At 27.1% G+C, this 16,602-nt stretch carries 18 protein-coding genes; 7 read left to right on the top strand and 11 right to left on the bottom strand.

Going from position 1 to position 16,602, the window contains the following annotated elements; genetic code table 11:
• The first annotated feature begins 31 nt into the window (after window positions 1–31).
• Together AXF11_RS09545 and AXF11_RS09540 are read left to right on the top strand one after the other, a co-directional pair.
• The gene (locus AXF11_RS09545; RefSeq protein ID WP_068157619.1) at window positions 32–307 is read left to right on the top strand and encodes a helix-turn-helix domain-containing protein; all 276 of its coding nucleotides are present in this window, start codon (window positions 32–34) and stop codon (window positions 305–307) included.
• Between the two features lie 159 nt (window positions 308–466).
• Window positions 467–1,357 carry a CPBP family intramembrane glutamic endopeptidase gene (locus tag AXF11_RS09540; RefSeq protein WP_068157616.1) on the top strand — a complete coding sequence of 297 codons (891 nt, stop codon included), beginning with the start codon at window positions 467–469 and terminating at the stop codon, window positions 1,355–1,357.
• A 353-nt stretch (window positions 1,358–1,710) separates the two neighbouring features.
• On the opposite strand, the gene AXF11_RS09535 is transcribed toward AXF11_RS09540, so the two are convergent.
• Entirely contained in the window at window positions 1,711–2,460 is a 750-nt protein-coding gene (locus AXF11_RS09535; RefSeq protein ID WP_068157613.1) for a class I SAM-dependent methyltransferase, read from the bottom strand.
• Window positions 2,461–3,189: 729 nt separating this feature from the next.
• Here AXF11_RS09535 and AXF11_RS09530 point away from each other — a divergent pair.
• Complete coding sequence (locus AXF11_RS09530) at window positions 3,190–3,378, top strand: glycerol transporter (protein WP_231724702.1); 189 nt, start codon at window positions 3,190–3,192, stop codon at window positions 3,376–3,378.
• Window positions 3,379–3,529: 151 nt separating this feature from the next.
• Here the strand turns inward: AXF11_RS09530 and AXF11_RS10950 are convergent, their stop codons facing one another.
• Both AXF11_RS10950 and AXF11_RS10945 read right to left on the bottom strand, forming a co-directional pair.
• Complete coding sequence (locus AXF11_RS10950; protein WP_231724790.1) at window positions 3,530–4,060, bottom strand: IS630 family transposase; 531 nt, start codon at window positions 4,058–4,060, stop codon at window positions 3,530–3,532.
• Window positions 3,990–4,403 (bottom strand): IS630 transposase-related protein, encoded by a 414-nt coding sequence (locus AXF11_RS10945; protein WP_068157605.1) that lies wholly within the window; start codon window positions 4,401–4,403, stop codon window positions 3,990–3,992. Before AXF11_RS10945 ends, AXF11_RS10950 begins: the two co-directional genes overlap by 71 nt.
• A gap of 388 nt (window positions 4,404–4,791) precedes the next feature.
• On the opposite strand from AXF11_RS10945, the gene AXF11_RS09515 reads away from it, so the two are divergent.
• From AXF11_RS09515 to AXF11_RS09500, 4 genes are all read left to right on the top strand, one after another.
• A complete protein-coding gene (locus tag AXF11_RS09515; RefSeq protein ID WP_068157602.1) occupies window positions 4,792–5,001 on the top strand; it encodes a hypothetical protein in 210 nt (69 codons plus the stop codon).
• Window positions 5,002–5,135: 134 nt separating this feature from the next.
• Window positions 5,136–5,990: a CPBP family intramembrane glutamic endopeptidase gene (locus AXF11_RS09510; protein WP_068157599.1), complete on the top strand. Its 855-nt coding sequence runs from the start codon at window positions 5,136–5,138 to the stop codon at window positions 5,988–5,990.
• A 73-nt stretch (window positions 5,991–6,063) separates the two neighbouring features.
• A complete protein-coding gene (locus AXF11_RS09505) occupies window positions 6,064–8,220 on the top strand; it encodes a peptidase domain-containing ABC transporter (RefSeq protein WP_068157596.1) in 2,157 nt (718 codons plus the stop codon).
• A complete protein-coding gene (locus tag AXF11_RS09500) occupies window positions 8,210–9,334 on the top strand; it encodes an HlyD family secretion protein (RefSeq protein WP_068157593.1) in 1,125 nt (374 codons plus the stop codon). Before AXF11_RS09505 ends, AXF11_RS09500 begins: the two co-directional genes overlap by 11 nt.
• An 82-nt stretch (window positions 9,335–9,416) precedes the next feature.
• On the opposite strand, the gene AXF11_RS09495 is transcribed toward AXF11_RS09500, so the two are convergent.
• The 8 genes from AXF11_RS09495 to AXF11_RS09460 form a co-directional block, all read right to left on the bottom strand.
• The gene (locus tag AXF11_RS09495) at window positions 9,417–10,628 is read right to left on the bottom strand and encodes an IS256 family transposase (RefSeq protein ID WP_068153993.1); all 1,212 of its coding nucleotides are present in this window, start codon (window positions 10,626–10,628) and stop codon (window positions 9,417–9,419) included.
• Window positions 10,629–10,763: 135 nt separating this feature from the next.
• Window positions 10,764–11,525, bottom strand: coding sequence for a tRNA (guanosine(37)-N1)-methyltransferase TrmD (trmD, locus tag AXF11_RS09490; protein ID WP_068157590.1), 762 nt, complete (start codon window positions 11,523–11,525; stop codon window positions 10,764–10,766).
• 18 nt (window positions 11,526–11,543) lie between these two features.
• The gene (gene rimM, locus AXF11_RS09485) at window positions 11,544–12,050 is read right to left on the bottom strand and encodes a ribosome maturation factor RimM (protein ID WP_068158388.1); all 507 of its coding nucleotides are present in this window, start codon (window positions 12,048–12,050) and stop codon (window positions 11,544–11,546) included.
• 38 nt (window positions 12,051–12,088) lie between these two features.
• Window positions 12,089–12,517 (bottom strand): PTS-dependent dihydroxyacetone kinase phosphotransferase subunit DhaM, encoded by a 429-nt coding sequence (locus tag AXF11_RS09480; RefSeq protein WP_231724701.1) that lies wholly within the window; start codon window positions 12,515–12,517, stop codon window positions 12,089–12,091.
• A 33-nt stretch (window positions 12,518–12,550) separates the two neighbouring features.
• Window positions 12,551–13,114, bottom strand: coding sequence for an RNA methyltransferase (locus AXF11_RS09475; protein WP_068157586.1), 564 nt, complete (start codon window positions 13,112–13,114; stop codon window positions 12,551–12,553).
• 42 nt (window positions 13,115–13,156) lie between these two features.
• Window positions 13,157–14,263 carry an O-antigen ligase family protein gene (locus AXF11_RS09470; RefSeq protein ID WP_068157584.1) on the bottom strand — a complete coding sequence of 369 codons (1,107 nt, stop codon included), beginning with the start codon at window positions 14,261–14,263 and terminating at the stop codon, window positions 13,157–13,159.
• Between the two features lie 24 nt (window positions 14,264–14,287).
• Window positions 14,288–14,845, bottom strand: a complete 558-nt coding sequence (locus AXF11_RS09465; RefSeq protein WP_068157581.1) for a hypothetical protein — start codon at window positions 14,843–14,845, stop codon at window positions 14,288–14,290.
• Between the two features lie 65 nt (window positions 14,846–14,910).
• Entirely contained in the window at window positions 14,911–16,188 is a 1,278-nt protein-coding gene (locus tag AXF11_RS09460; RefSeq protein WP_068157578.1) for an RNA-guided endonuclease InsQ/TnpB family protein, read from the bottom strand.
• Between the last annotated feature and the right edge of the window lie 414 nt (window positions 16,189–16,602).

Here is a 16,602-nt window from a genome sequence, read left to right as displayed (position 1 = left end):
ATCATATAAAATATAACGAGGAGTGAAAAATATGAGTAGATATTTCAAAGATTTTTTGAATGAACAATTAAAAGATGAAGAATTTAGAAAAGAATATGAAAGTCTTGAAGCAGAGTTTCAAATTATAAAAGAAATTGTTGAAGCAAGAAAGGATAAAAATATCACACAAAAGGAATTGTCAGACTTAACTGGAATAACACAAAGAGATATAAGTAAAATCGAAAACGGAAATGCAAATCCTTCACTAAAAACATTAAAAAAATTGGCAGCTGCATTTGGAAAGAAATTAGTGATTTCGTTTGAATAAATTTAATTTTAAAAATTAAGTGTCTTTTTTTAGATTTTGTAATTTTTGAATCTAACATTAGTTTTATAACTTTTTTAATTATTTAGCAAGTTATAATTCTTAAATCTAGTTTTAAAGTAAACTCTACATCAAAAAAAAAGCAGTTGGAGGCAGTAGCAAGTGAAAAAAAGAAGAAATTTAAAGGTAGATACAAAAAAAGAGAGTTTTCTAGTTTTATTTATAGTTTATATATTTTATCTCGTCTTTATGATTTTTGTAAATAATAAAACGCTAGTTACAGATAATAAAATATTTCAATATGTATTCATATTTAGAATACATAGATGGATACTCAGTTTTCCAATAATATATTATTTTATAAAAACTTATAAAAAATATAAATATTTTAAAACAGACGAAAGATTAAATATAAGAAATTTTAGCATATATTTTGCATTAGCTTTTTGGGTAGGAAACATTTCCCATATACTAACTACATTAACATTTAAATTTAAAGAACAGACAACTTTAGTGGAAGAACCTTTGTATATTGATATAATAATGACGCTGTGTGTGGCACCTATACTAGAAGAAATGGTATTCCGTGGAGTTATAATGAATAATTTGAAAAAGTATGGCATTAAAACGGCAATAATTGTAAATTCAATTCTCTTTGGAGTATCTCATTCTAATATAAATATGATTATTCCAGCAATCTTAACAGGAATTATTTTTTCTTATATTGCTTACAAATATTCATTAAAATATTCTATCTTGCTACACTTCTTATTAAATACATTAACAAAGATATCGCAGGTTGTAATATTTTCCAAAATTGAAATACTTATAGTGTCAATTGGTTTATTTTTCATATTTTTAGTTATTTTTTTACTAATATTTTTGGTAATTGGACTTGCAAAAGAACAATACAAGGAAATGTTTTCAATCTTAAAATTAGACATTGAAGATAGAAAAAGTCTAGTTACTTTTATAAAAAATAATTTATTATACTTACTTGTAATACTTGTTATCGTAATTTCTAATTTGTTATTTAATTATAAATTATTTTAAATTAAATAGTAGAGTTTCTAGTTTTTAGGAGCTCTTTATTTTTAAAGAAAGAGAGATGAAGAAGATTTTTTCGATATTTAAAATATATTGCTGTGTTTTACAAAAAAATAAAAAGGATTGCGGGTCTGCTTGCATTAGCGCAATAAACGCATGAAAAAAGTATAATATTATTGACAAATCCTAAGGTAAATTGCAAGAGTAAATATCACTTTTTATGAAACATTATGAAATGTACTGTTTCAGTTCAATATTATACATTTCATTTAAAATTTTCCCTCTGTTTTATTTGATAAAATGGAACTTTCTTCCTATCTTAAATTTGATATTGAAGGTGCTGTTTTTCTATTTTGTCTCTATTTTCTGAATGTAATACAATAAAATCTGTTGTTCCATAAAAAATCTGTTTTCTTTTCTTTTACACCTTCAGGTATACATTTCTGGATTTCGCTTAAATCAAAATCTGTATTTTTATAGTAATTTTTTGTAAAAATACTTTTTTTATATTGAGTTCCAATAAAATCTGCGGTTTCATCCGCTATCATTATCTTTGAACCAGGTTTTGATACACGAATCATTTCTTTTATAGCCAGAGCCTTATTAGTAAAAAAATTAATTCCTCCCACATGAAAAACAATATCAAAAACATTGTCTTTAAAAGGTAAATCTTCAGCACAGCAATTTACTAATGTAAGATTCGTCCTTTTTTTCCAGATGGATTGACATTTTTTTAACATGCCATAGGAAATGTCTATACCTGTAAAATCTAAAGATTTTAAATCAACATTCTGTGGAATAAAATTTAAATCCTTTCCCGTACCGATAGAAACATATAAAACAGAAATGCCATTTCTCCATTCCAGATGTTTCATAAGATTTTTTCTCATTTCGGAAATTGTATTTCCGTATCTGAACAATCCTATCCATTTTTCACCAAAATCATACCAGAATGATAATTTATTATACATATTCATATATTTTTTATTATCTCCTACGAGGTAGTTTCTGTTTACATATGAAAATATTTTTCCATCTCCTTTTAAGTTTTCAATATCAATATTTTCTTTAATTTTTTCTAGAAATTTTTCCTTATCAGTTCTTATCATAGCACTCTCTTTCAATTTTTTTATTATACAAACTAAATTTATTTATAATGAATTTTTGGAATTAAATAGACGATACTATATAAATAAAAAACAGTTATTATTTTTAAGTTTTATTTTTAAGACACTTTATTTGTATTGTATATTATTTTTAGGCTCTTTGTCAAGTGTGGGATTGAAAAAGATGGTTTAAAAATTTTAGGGGCAAATTTTTAATTTTAAATTTTTTAAGTTATTCTTGATTACAAGATGTTATTTTGTTTAATATTATTTTTTTATTTTTTACATAAGGGGAAAGGACCGCCATTTCCCCTTATAATCCCCACGCTCGTCTAAGCATTTTTTTGAAGCAAAGCCGAAACTCGCACTAAACGTGCTCAAACAGTCGTCTTTACTCCAAAAAAATCACGACACTTTTTCTATGGTAGTAAAATTTAAACCGTCGGAGCATTTTTATGTGCTGACAAAACTGTCTGAGCGAAAGCGAGTTTTTTGGCAGTGCATAAAAATGTCTTGAGCCTTGCCGGGGTGCAGAGGTGCGGCGATGAGCACTTCTGCTTAAAAAAGAAAAAATTATTTTAGTAACTTTCTGGATTGAATGAAAAACTTAAAATAAGATTTTTTATTTACCCCTAACTATTTTACTCTGTCCTAATTAATAAGTAATTTGACAAAATATTTAAATTAGAGTAATATATACGCAGAAGGATAAAATAAATTAAAATATCGTTGGTGAAGGTAAAAATTGTGAGCAGTAAAAAATATCAAAATTTATTAATTATAGTAACCTCTGTAATTTCTTCCATACTTGGAAGTAAAGTTATTAATATGTACGGTTGGATTCCAGGATTATTGACTGCAGCAGCGATAGGTGCTGTTATTGGCTTAGGTGGAAAGTATTTGTTTAAGTTTTTTAATTAGACTGAATAGGTAATTTTTAATATTGTGTTAGAAGGGGAGTTTCTGTATGTTCAGAAGCTCCTATTTTGCTATAATTTTAAACTGATTGAAAATTAAATAAAAAATTAATTTGACAAAATATGGGAGAAAGGTATAATATAGCAAAACCTATTTAAAATTGAACTAATTTATCAAATAAAACAGAAGTAACAGCTTCTTCCAGTGTATCAAAATTATGGGTTATCTCTTTTAATTTCTTCTTGATATTAGCCCATACTTTTTCTATTGGATTTAAATCCAGAGAATACGGCGGAAGAAATAATAGACAATGCCCCGTTCCCTTAATTATCTTTTCTAATATATTCTTTCTGTGAAATCTGGCATTATCCATAACTATTAGAACTCTCTTCCCTAATTTTTCAATATCTCTTAAAAATATCTTCCTGAACCATTCTTCAAAAAATTCACTTTCCATGGTTTCCTTGTATATCATGCTCCCTATCAATCTATTTCCTGTTTTTCCAGCAACCAGATTTATTCTTGAATACCTTAACCCGCTTCTTTTCCCTTCAATAGGGACTCCCCTTTTGCTCCATCCGTATTCCCGGTAATAATATTCGTCAAACCCTGTTTCATCGGTATAGATTATTTCCCTGTCTGAACCTGCTTCTGATAATTTTTTTAAATATTCGTTTACTTTTATTTCGTCCTGCTCCCTGTATTTTGCCTGTTTTTTTTCTAGTATATCTTAATTTTTTCAGTGCTACTCTCACTGTCTCCTTTCCACAGCCAAAATCCTTTGCTATTTCACGGATGTATTTATCTGCATTTTTGGGATTTTTCATATATTGGTCAAGTTTTTCAGGATCAAGCACCTTAAATTTTCTTTTCCGTTTTCTTGATGAAAGATCCCCTGTCTCCCTCTTAAGCTTTATCCATCCGTACAATGTGCCAGAGCTTATGCCGAATTGAAGTAACATTTTTGTTTTTCCATTTTCGTAATAAAAATTTAAAATTCTTTTCCTATAATCTTTTTCATATGCCATAATATTATTATACCATATTTCTAGATCATTTTTATAGAAGTTTTACTATATTTAGTGGTAATATTTGTTATTGTAATTTTTAACTTGTTATTTAATTATAAATTATTTTAAATTAAATAGAGAGTTTCTAGTTTTTAGGAGCTCTTTATTTTTTTTATTAGGAAAGTGAATTTGTTTTTAAATTTTGAAAAAGAAAAATTTATTATAAATGTTGATATTAAACATATTTGAAACAAGAAATTAAACTTTTTTTGATTTCTAATTATAATTTTAAACTATTTTAAAATTAAACAAAAATTAACTTGACAAAATACGGGGGGGGGGGGGGTATAATGCATTCATTAATAATTAAAAAAATTATTAAAATTTATTTTACGAGGTGGTAAACATGAAAATCACAGAATTAAATGAAGTGGAACTAATGACAATCGATGGTGGAGCAAAGAAAAAGACATGTAAAAGGATTGGGATGGAGTACTTAAAGGAGTTGGACAATATGCAGGTGCTCACTATTTATTTGGACCAACCAATGGAGAACATCCTGCAATTGCAGCAGTTAGATCAGAGGCAGAAGACTATCACAAGTCAAAAGCCATAAAACAAATAAGTAAAAGTTGGAATAGTTGTAAAAGACATTAATTAAATAATTTAAATATTATATATTAGTTATTGAAAATATAAATAAAATTAAGAACTAAAAATAATATTTTTAGGTTTAAAAAGGATAAATTTATGAAAAAAATTAAAAATATACCATTATTTTTATGTTTAATAAGTTTTTTTTACATAGTATTTAAAATTATAAATGAAAAATGTATTGTATATTTTGAAAGTTCAAAAGTATATTATATTGTAGACACTATAACATATTTGCTGTCATTTTTTCCAGTAATATTTTATTTCAAAAAAACTATGAAAGAAAATCAATATTTTTTTGAACGAAAGAATTTAAGGTTTAATAATTTTATATTTTACTTGGGTATAATGATATTTATAAACTTTATAATGGTAAATGCCCGAATTGTTTATAATAATGAGAGCAAAATTATATATAATTATGAAAGTACAACTTATTATATAATTACTAATATTATATTAAGTTCTTTAATAGCTCCCATATTAGAAGAAATTATATTTCGTGGAATATTAATGAATAACTTAATGAAGTATGGATATAAAGTAGCTATAATAACGAATTCAGTTCTATTTGGATTTTATCATATTAACGTAAATGCTATAGGAAGAACAATTTTAGCAGGAATTATTCTTTCATATATTACTTACAGGTATTCGCTAAAATATTCTATAAAATTACATATAATTTTAAATATAATTGCAAATTTAGGAAAGTATTTATATTATAATGATTATATAATGATAGCTATGGGAATCTTTACAGTTGTTCTTATTATAATTTTTATTATAGGCCTAATAAGAAAAAAATATAAAGAAATATTTTCAATATTTAAACTAAATAATGAAGATAGAAAAAATATTATTAAATTTGTAAAGGATAATGCGTTATATTTATTAGTAATACTTGTTATTGTAATTTCTAACTTGTTATTTAATTATAAATTATTTTAAATTAAATAGAGAGTTTCTAGTTTCTAGGAACTCTTTATTTTTAAAGAAAGAGAGGTGGAAAAAGATTTTTTCGATGTTTAAAAGATATTGCTGTGTTTTACAAAAGGATGAGAAGGATTGTGGACCTGCCTGTATATTAACAATAGCCAAGCAGTATAATTCCAATTTTTCAATTGCCAAGTTACGGCAAATATCAGGAACAGATAGAAACGGAACTAATCTTGCGGGAATGATAAAAGGACTGGATTATTTAGGATTTGATTCAAAGGCTGTGAAAGTTGAGGATAAAAAAATTGATAACAGTGTATCTTTTCCAATAATAGCACATATTCAGTCTAAAAATAATTTTTTGCATTATGTAGTTGTTCATGACGTAAGCAATAAAAGAATTATTATTTCTGATCCTGAAAGTGGAATAAAAAAACTTTCTCACAAAGAGTTTTCTGAAATATGGACTGGAATCTTGCTTTTAATTGAGCCTAAAAAAGATTTTCAGAAGAGAAACGAAAAGGATAATTCTTTGACCAGGTTTTTTTATGTTTTAAAAAATCAAAAAAGTCTTTTGTTTAATATATTTCTAGCCTCAATACTTTATACTGTGCTTGGCATAGTAACTTCATTCAGTTCTAAATTTCTAATAGACTATATTTTAAAAGATGAACTTATGACTACATTAACTGTAATGGTTGTGGGAATGGTAATACTTGAAATAATTCAAATGCTGCTTAGCATATTTAGGGGATATTTACTAATATTTTTAGGACAGAGAATAGATATAGCAATATTGCTAGGATATTATAATCATGTAATAAAATTGCCAATGAATTTTTTTTCAACAAGAAAAACAGGAAAAATAACATCGAGATTTTCTGATGCTGATAATATAAATGATGCGGTAGCTGAAACGATACTAACATTAATGCTAGATGTTATAACAGCTGTTACAGGTGGAATAATTGTTTATATCCAAAATCAGTATTTATTTTTTGTTTCAATAGTTATATTACTGCTTTATATTGTGATTGTATTTTCATTTAAAGAAATTTTAAAAAAAATAAATAATGATGTTTTGGAAAACAATTCACAATTAACTTCTTTTATAATTCAAAACATAAACGGAATAGAAACTATAAAAGCATATGATCTTGAAAAAAATATACAAGATGAAACAGAATTTAAATATTTAAAAGTTATAAAATCTTCATTTAAGAGAAGTAAAATTTATAATTTACTAACTTTTTTATCGGGTGTTGTAGAACTAATAGGGAATACTTTGATAATGTGGGTAGGTGCAATCCAAGTTATAAATGGAAAATTAGCATTGGGAGAAATGATGGTATTTAATACTTTGCTGGGATATTTTACAAATCCAGTAAAAAATTTGATAAGTTTACAGCCAACTATTCAGACTGCAACAGTATCAGCAGATAGACTCGGAGAAATAATAGATTTAGATATAGAACAAAGTGATGAAAAAATGATTCCTCAAAATTTAAAAGGAGATATTGAGATAAAAGGCTTAAATTTTAGATATGGAACAAGAGAGTTAATTTTAAAAAATATTAATATGGAAATAAAGCAAGGCGAAAAAATCGCATTGGTAGGTGAATCAGGAAGCGGAAAAACAACTTTGGCTAAATTAATTCTTAAATTTTACGATTTTGAAAAAGGTGATATTAATATTAATAATTTTAATTTAAAAGATATAGACAATACTTTTTTAAGAAATAAAATATCTTATATTTCACAGGATATGTTTTTGTTCAATAAAACAATAAAAGAAAACCTTATGTTAAGTGATGAAATAGAAATTGATGATGTTATAGAATTATCTAAAAAAGTGAATGCCTATGAATTTATAAATGAATTGCCACAAAGATTTGACTATATGATAGAGGAAAATGGAACAAATTTATCGACAGGGCAAAAACAGAGGTTGTCTATTTTAAGAGCACTACTTAAAAAACCTGACATCTTAATAATGGATGAAGCTACGAGTAATCTTGATTCAATAACAGAGAGTGCTATTCAAAAAACATTAAACAATCCTGAATTTAATATGACTACAATAATAATTGCCCATCGTTTAAGTACTATTCGTTTATGTGACAGAATTTATGTTCTTGATGAGGGGGAAATAATAGAAGCAGGTACTCATGAGGAGTTGATAGAATTAAAGAATAAGTATTATACGCTATGGAAAGAGCAGGAAAATATTCATGAAAATTAAAGTTTACAAGTATGATGAAATAGAAACAGTCAAAGAATTATCGAATAAAAAAATCAATTCATTTTATGTGATATTAGTATACTTTATATTAACTATTATCGTTTCATTCTTAATTTGGAGTTATTTTGGAAAAATAGATTTAAAGATAAAAGGAACAGGAACATTAGAAACAAAGGTAGATAGCAGTGTTGTAGTTAATGTTATGACTGGAAAAGTTAAAAATAATAATATAAGCCAAGGGAAAAAAGTAAATAAAGGGGACTTGTTGTATGAAATAGAGAATAATTCTCTTTCTATTGAAAAGAATTATTTAGAAAAAAGTCTAGCAGAAAAGAAAAATCTTTATAACGCAATTTCAAGTGGAAAATACAATAAAGACACCTCTGTTTCAAATTATCTTTCAAAAAAACAAGCACATCAATCAGAATTAGATTCATTAAATATTGAAATAGGAGAGCAGGAAAGAACAGTATATACTAATTCAGAATTATATAAAGTGGGCGGACTTTCAAGATTTGATTATGAAAAAAGCCAAAATCAATTATCAATTCTAAAAAAGAGAAAGAAAAAATTAGAAATAGAGTATCAGATATCAAAAAATAGTGAAAAAATAACGCTTAATAATGAGATAAAAGAATTAGAAATGAAAATAAAATCAATGAACGACAGTATTAAAGGGACAAAAGTTGTTGCTTCTATCTCAGGATATTTAGAGGTTATGACACCGATTAATAACGGAGATATTGTGACTTCTGATATAAATGTAGCCAAAATTATTCCTTCTGAAAACGATTATAAAATTAATATTTATGTTGAAGAAAAGGATATAACAAAAATAAAAAAAGGAAATAATATAAATTATCATCTTAATTTTCCTGATGAAAAGAAAAATATATCTTTAAAAGGAAAAATTGAGTTAATTTCAAGAGACAGTATTGTAAGAGAGGATGGAAATAAATACTATCTAGTAATCGGAAATATAGACGCTAAAAATGTAAATACCTTAAATCTAAAAAAAGGAATGTCGTTAGAAAGTAGTATAATTTATACAAGAAAATGGATAATAGATTATATACTTGAGATTCTAAGTTTCAAAGTAAAAACTCTCAAATAAATAAAAAGAGAGAGTGTCCAGAATTTTGTGTAAACTCAAAATATAATATATGGTACAGGATGGTATTTTTATCATCCTGTTTTTAAATCCTTCCTTCAAAATAAATACTTAACTGAGAATATATTTCTCCCCAGCCCGGTATTCTTCCAGTCCATTTCCTTGTTGCTTCCTTTAAACTTAAATATACTGACTTCATCAATGCTTCATCTGTCGGATAAAGTGATTTTGTCTTCGTATACTTTCTTAATTGTCTGTTTAAGCTTTCTATCGGGTTTGTCGTATATATCAGCTTTCTTATCTTTGTATCATATTTAAAGTATGTTGTCAACTCATTCCAGTTACTTCTCCAGGAATTAATTACTGCCATATACTTTTTACCCCATTTTTCTTCTAGTTCATCCAGTTTAAACTCTGCCTGTTCCAGTGTTGGTGCATTGTACATTTCTTTTAAGTCTGATGTAAATTCCCTTACATCTTTGTAAGATATGTATCTTATGCTGTTTCTAATTTGATGAACCACACATTTTTGAATTTCTGTCTTAGGGAACACCGAAGATATTGCTTCGCTGAACCCTTTTAAATTATCAACAGACATAATTAGTATATCCTGAACTCCTCTGTTTTTTAATTCATTTAAAACATTTAGCCAGTACTTGCTTGATTCATTTTCTCCTATCCAAAATCCTAAGACCTCCTTTCGCCCTTCCTTATCTATTCCTATAGCTAAATATACCGCCTTTTTAACAACAACTCCATCTTTTCTTACGCTGTAATGGATAGCATCCATAAAAACTATTGGGTATACATCCTCAAGCTGTCTAGACTGCCATTCCCTAATTTCAGGTATAATTTTATCTGTAATTTTACTGATCATAGATGGCGAAACATCAATTCCATAAAGATTATTGAGATGGTCCTCGATATCTCTATTGCTCATTCCTTTAGCATAAAGAGAAAGAATCTGTCCTTCAATGCCAGTAATTTCTCTTTGATATTTAGGGATGATTTGAGGCTCAAACTCAGCATTTCTATCTCTAGGAATATCTAAATCAAGATTGCCATACTCACTTCTAACAGTTTTCTTGGAATGTCCATTTCTAGCATTAGAAGTAGTCTTATCTTTCATAGAATGTTTAGCATACCCCAGTTCATGCTCAATTTCAGCTTCAAGCATGGTTTGGATAGTACCCGAAAGCAAATCCTTAAGCATATCCTTAATATCATTAGTATCTTTAATATTGTAATCCTCAATCAGTGTTTTAAAAATTTCGTTGTCAATTTTCTTTTTAGTCATAACAAAAACCTCCAAATATTATACAGTTATTTTACCATATATTATCTAGAGGTTTACACAAAAATTTTTACACACCCTAAAAAGAACATATTTTCAAAATTTTTTTTGAAATTTATGTTCTTAAGTTCATAATATTTATTTACTTTTCAAATATTTTTTATAAACCTTTTTAAACTCTAAATCTTCCTCAATATGTTCCAACTTTTTCTCAAATAAATCCTTCCGATTTTGAATAGTTTTCTCAATTGATTTCATCTGTCTAAACTCATCTATTTTTGCGTGATTTCCACTTCTTAGAACCTCTGGCACTTCCATTCCATCAATTTCTACAGGTCTTGTATATTGCGGAAACCCTAAAAGTCCGTTATAAAATGAATCCGTTTCAAAAGATTCTTTTTTTATTACGCCATTTTTTATTCGAATGATGGAATCCATCAATACCAATGACGGTAAATCACCACTGCTTAAGACATAATCTCCAATTGAGATTTCTTCGTCGACAAATCTATCAATAACTCTTTGATCAAGGCCCTCATACCTACCTGAAATTAGCACAATTTCATCTTTTTGAGAAAGTTCTGTAACTTTTTTGTGAGTCAATTGCTTTCCTTGCGGAGATAAAAATATCACATACGGTTTTTTTGAATTTGGATTTTCATTTTTAAAATATTCAAAATTTTCATAGAAATAATTCCAGTAGGCTTCTGGTTTTAAAACCATTCCAGCACCGCCACCGAAAGGGATGTCGTCCATTTGACTATGTTTGTTTCTTGCATAATCACGAATATTAATAATTTCATAATCTATTATGTTTTTATCGACTGCCCGTTTTAAAATAGTTTGTGATAGATACTGCTCAAATAACTCGGGAAATAAAGTTAAAACATTAAATTTCATTGTATTATTTCTCGCTTTCTATCTCATTCCGTCAATCAAATTTACTTCGACTCTTCCGTTTTCAAAATCTATTTTTTTAACAAATTCATCAATCAACGGAATCATAATTTCTTTTTTGGTTTTTATATCTTCGACTATTAAAATATCGTGAGCAGCGGTTTCCATCACATCTATAATTTCACCGATTTTTTCATCATCAAAAAAAACTCCCATTCCCAATAAATCTTTTATGTAAAATTCATCTTCCGTCTTTTGTGGCAGCAAATCTCTTCTTATTTTTAGCTTAAATCCGTTTAATTTTTGAGCTTCGTCAATATTTTTTATTTCTTCAAAATCTAAAATTGCTTTTTTTTCATTTAATCGTTTTACATTTTTTACACAAAGAATTTTTTTAATTCCTTCTTTTTCAAGCAAAACTTTCTCGCCTTTTATTAACTTAATTTCTTCAAAAATTGAATTAATTTTTACACTTCCTCTTAAATGATGTGTCCCTACAATTGTCCCTATATTAATTAAATTTTCCATTTTTTTCAAAAATTTCTCACTTTCTTAAATTACATTAATTATATTTCTTTTCTTAATTTTGTAAAATTTCTACTTTCCTCAGCAATCAATTTCAAATCTTCCAAATCCATATCCAAAGAATTTGCAGCGGCAGCCGATAAAACTCCTTCTACAATTGGAGCATCGACAATTCTTGCGTCAACTTTCCCTTCCAATTCTTTTACCACTTGCATAGCATTAAAAATAGAACTTCCCATATCCACGAAAATTAATACTCCAGCTCCATTATCAGCGGAAATTACCGCATTTTTCACAGTTTCCACATTTGTTCCATAAACTTCTCTTTTTACATTTCCACCATTTACAATTGGAAAATCTTCCTGACTTAAAATTTTTGCAAAATTGATAATTTCTTCAGCAAGTTTGTTACTGTGGCTCACAACAACAATTCCAACCAACTTTTTATTTTTCATATTTGCACTTTCCATAATTTTTTCCTTTCCCCAAAATATTTAAATTTTTTAATTTTCTCCCAGTAATCTGTCCAAAATTATTGACACAGCGCTTCTTACACACAGATGATTATATTTTGTATTTCCTCGAATAGGCTTTAAAATTTTGTAAGATAAATCCATAATTTCATCGGTAAGTCCCCATCCTGTCCCAAATAAGATAAGATATGGCGACTCATCTTCTATTATTTCTTTTCCTAAAACATTGTAATCAACTGAATTTGAAAAAATTCTTGCAGAAGTTGTTATAATCTTTGGCTTTCTCCCTTCAAATTTTTCAATTGTCTCAATCGAACTTTGTACAGAATCTTCAAGTTTTGTATTTTCAAACGCTTCGTTCCTATTTTTATTAAATTCTATTCCATCACCTTCAGTCCAGAAACCGATAATTCTACTTGTCAGCTCCTTTTGAGCATCAACAGGCGTTATAATAAAATATTTTTTTATATCATAAGTTCTACAAGTTCTCGAAATATCATGTATATCAAAATTTGTAACCGAAGTTGCAACTACATCATTATTTTTATTGTATACAGGATAGTGAACCAGTCCAACATATATATTATTTCTCATTTTTTTATTTTCTTTTCCTTTCTTAAAAAAATTTTTATAATTTTATTTTTCCTCCAATAATTCTTCATTTTTTATTTTTCTATAACCCTTTATCATTTTATTATCTTCTTCATACGACGAAATCATTATAAACAAAAGTACCGTCTGAACCCAGAAAATTGTAAAGTCCGTCAAATTGTGAAAAATCACTCCGACTATCAAAGCAATCTTTAAAATATTGTTTCTATCTTTTTTCAAAATTTCATATAAATATCTAAAAAAAACTGTCGCAAGTAAAACTGTTCCAATAAACCCATAACTTAAAAGAAATTCCACAATTGCATTGTGCGAGTGCGGATAGACATGATTTGTAAACTTGTAGTAAAAAAAGTTTCCGTGTCCGTACAAAAAATTTGTTCTTTTAAAAACGACAATTGCCATTTGCACAATTTCCACCCTCAGCCAAAAATATTCTACAAAAGTGTCCATTCGCAAGAAAGGGAAAATATGAAGATAAACTCCCAAAATATAGATTAAAAGCACCAAAGTTCCAAAAATAAAATATCTTTTATCCAAAAAATAAAATAATAGTACAAAAATTCCTAAAATTACTGCAATTAACGATGATCGAGAACCACTTAAAAAAATAGTCGCCATATTTGAGAAAAAAAACAAAATATTTTTTTTATTTCTTTTTTCAAAAAATAAATATAAATTTACAATCGCCCCCATCATCATAACGCTTCCCAAATAATTCGGATTAAAAAATGCAAAATAACCAATTCTGCTTTTTGTCAAAACAAATTCAACAATCCCAATAAAAAATGGAACTATCGAAAATTTTGAAATTATTTGCAAAACTTTTTGCTTTAATTCCACATCAACTGCCAAAGTATAATATCTTCCAACCACTAAGAACAAAAATATTGGAATTGCCACAAGCCCTAAAATATTTTTATAAAAGACGGAAGTCATTATCGAAAATCCCAAAACAACTCCAACTGTAATTAATGTTCTGTCTTTCAATATTTTTTTGTACTCCTTTGAGGTAAAAATTTCAAATAATATTAAAACGCTGAATAAAATTACTAAAATATAATGAATAAAAATAGAAGCTCCCAATAACAAATATAATTTTTCTAAATATTTTTGTTTTTTTATAATTTCCACTTTTTCTCCTTAAAATTTTAATTTTTATAAAACTCCTTGTTCAAAAGCATACGGAGTATATTTCCCACTTTTTGTAGTTAAACTTTCAATAACTTTTTTAATTTCCTTCTCCGTCTCAAAAGTAAAATCAAGCCTCAATTCATCAAGCCCCAGCTCCAAAATTTCGTCCAATTTAGGAATCAAATTCATAGGCTTATTTAAATAAAGTTCGGTATTATCCAACTCATTTTTTACAATTTTATATTTGTCATAAAACTCTCCCTCAAGCTCTTTATACTTTTCGCTAAAAATTTTATGCTCGATATACATTCCTTTCAAATGTCCATAAATTACAAGTCCTTTTTTTATCTTATCACTTTTTATAAATTTTAGTTGCCGATAACTTAGTTCAGGCGACAAAAATATGGTTTCTAAATTTGGAAATTGAGAAAAAACTTCCACTGTAAAATTATTAAAAACATTTAAGTTCCAATCAAGCGATTGTCCTTTTAACCCATTTTTATCACCCATCACAACTTGATAAAGATTTGAGGCCAAATTCGTATTTATCTCTATTTTATCCAAATTTTTCTCTTTTGCCACATCAAACTGCTTTTTCTGAACCTCCCACTTCTTACGTCATGGGGTTCTAAAATCTTTAAAATTATTTAAAAATTTTCTAAGAAGTTTGATAGCACAACAACTACCCTTATTCTTTTAGGCGTGTTCAGCTCACCTCTATTGTATAGGACGCTTAAGTCCACAACTTTACTTTTCCTTAATATGTTTAATGCTCCATTACAATCTGCATTTATGAGTTTACCTGCACTTGTTTGATATAGTCCTCTTTTTATCCTTTTTCCACTGAATATATATTCTTTTAGATTTTCTTTATCATATATTGGGATTTCATCTCCATCAAAGAAACTTGCTTTTGATGTATAACTTTCTTCTTGTAGTTTAAATTCTATTCCATATAGTTTACATAGATATATTAATTTATCTCTTAATTTTCTATATGGTATATTTACAAAATTTTGATTATTTATACTTCCTATATTTGAATTTCTTTGAAAATCTTCATTGTACCCTAGAACTAGTTTTCCTATATCATTATTAAGACAATAATTTACAATTATTCTTGCTGCTTTTGAAAGATAATCTTCTATACGATTATTTCTCTTTCTAGCTATTCTCTTTTGTCTTAATGTTGTCCGCTTAATCTTTTGCTTATCTTTTATGCTTTGTAATTTTGCATTTATCTTGTTATAGTATTGATTTATTGACTTTAATTTTCTACCATCTATTAGGAATGATGCTCCGTTATTACTAACACAAGTACATAGATTATCTATACCTAAATCTATTCCTAGTCCATTTTCTTTATTTAATTCCCTTTGAACTTCTTCTACCTCATAAGTATATTGAATTTCAAAGTACCTAGAATGTTGTTTTGGTATTATTCTAATCTCTTTTATCTTCTTGCCTTTTAATACTGGTGGTAGTTTTCCTGCGATTTCCTTATGTGTCTTTCTAAATGAAATTGAATAAGGAACTATCAGAATATCATCTTTTAATCTTACAAAACCTATAAAAAGAGTTGTAAAACCATCTTTATCAAGATAATTAGGTAATTTTATTTTTTTATTATCATATTGACCATTCTTAGCAAGTTTTAAAAGTCCAAAAAATGATTTGAAACTTCCGTCTAATTCTTTTAGAATTTGTTGTGCCATATTAGAATTTAATTTCTTGTAATTCTCACTATTTTTAAGTATTTTATAGTTTTCATTATAACTTAAATACTTTTTATTTTTAAAATAGTATTGTCTAATATTATATATAGCTTCATTAGTTAAGTTCTTGGCTATATGAGATAAATATTTTAAATTCCTAAACTCCTTTTTACTAAGATGCTTTACCTGTTGTTTTAATGTTAAATACATATATAATCACCTCCTTTTCATCAGAGATATTATACTATATATTCTACATTTTAACTATCAAAAAGTAATATTTTTTATTTATTTTTAAATATTTTTAAAGTTTTTAAAACCCCACAACAGTGGGAAGCGTCGTTCACATAAGTTCGCTACTACTTATGCAGTTCTCCTAATATTTTCACTCCTTAACAAGTTAAGGAGAAAAGAATATCTTGAACTTCTTGTTATCTCTAACAAGCACAGACTATATCTTATCCATATCTTATATTCATAACAATTATATTTGTTACTACCTAAGATTTAGGCGAAACCACTTCCAATACCAACCGCTTGTATTGTACTCCCCTCACGAGGGATAGTCGTTGAACTTTCCTTTTCAGGCTTAGCTGCTGATTGTCTATTATCATAATGTTTAGG

Source organism: Leptotrichia sp. oral taxon 847, assembly GCF_001553645.1.
Classification (GTDB): Bacteria; Fusobacteriota; Fusobacteriia; order Fusobacteriales; family Leptotrichiaceae; genus Leptotrichia.
This window is presented reverse-complemented; position numbering and strand designations above follow the sequence as displayed.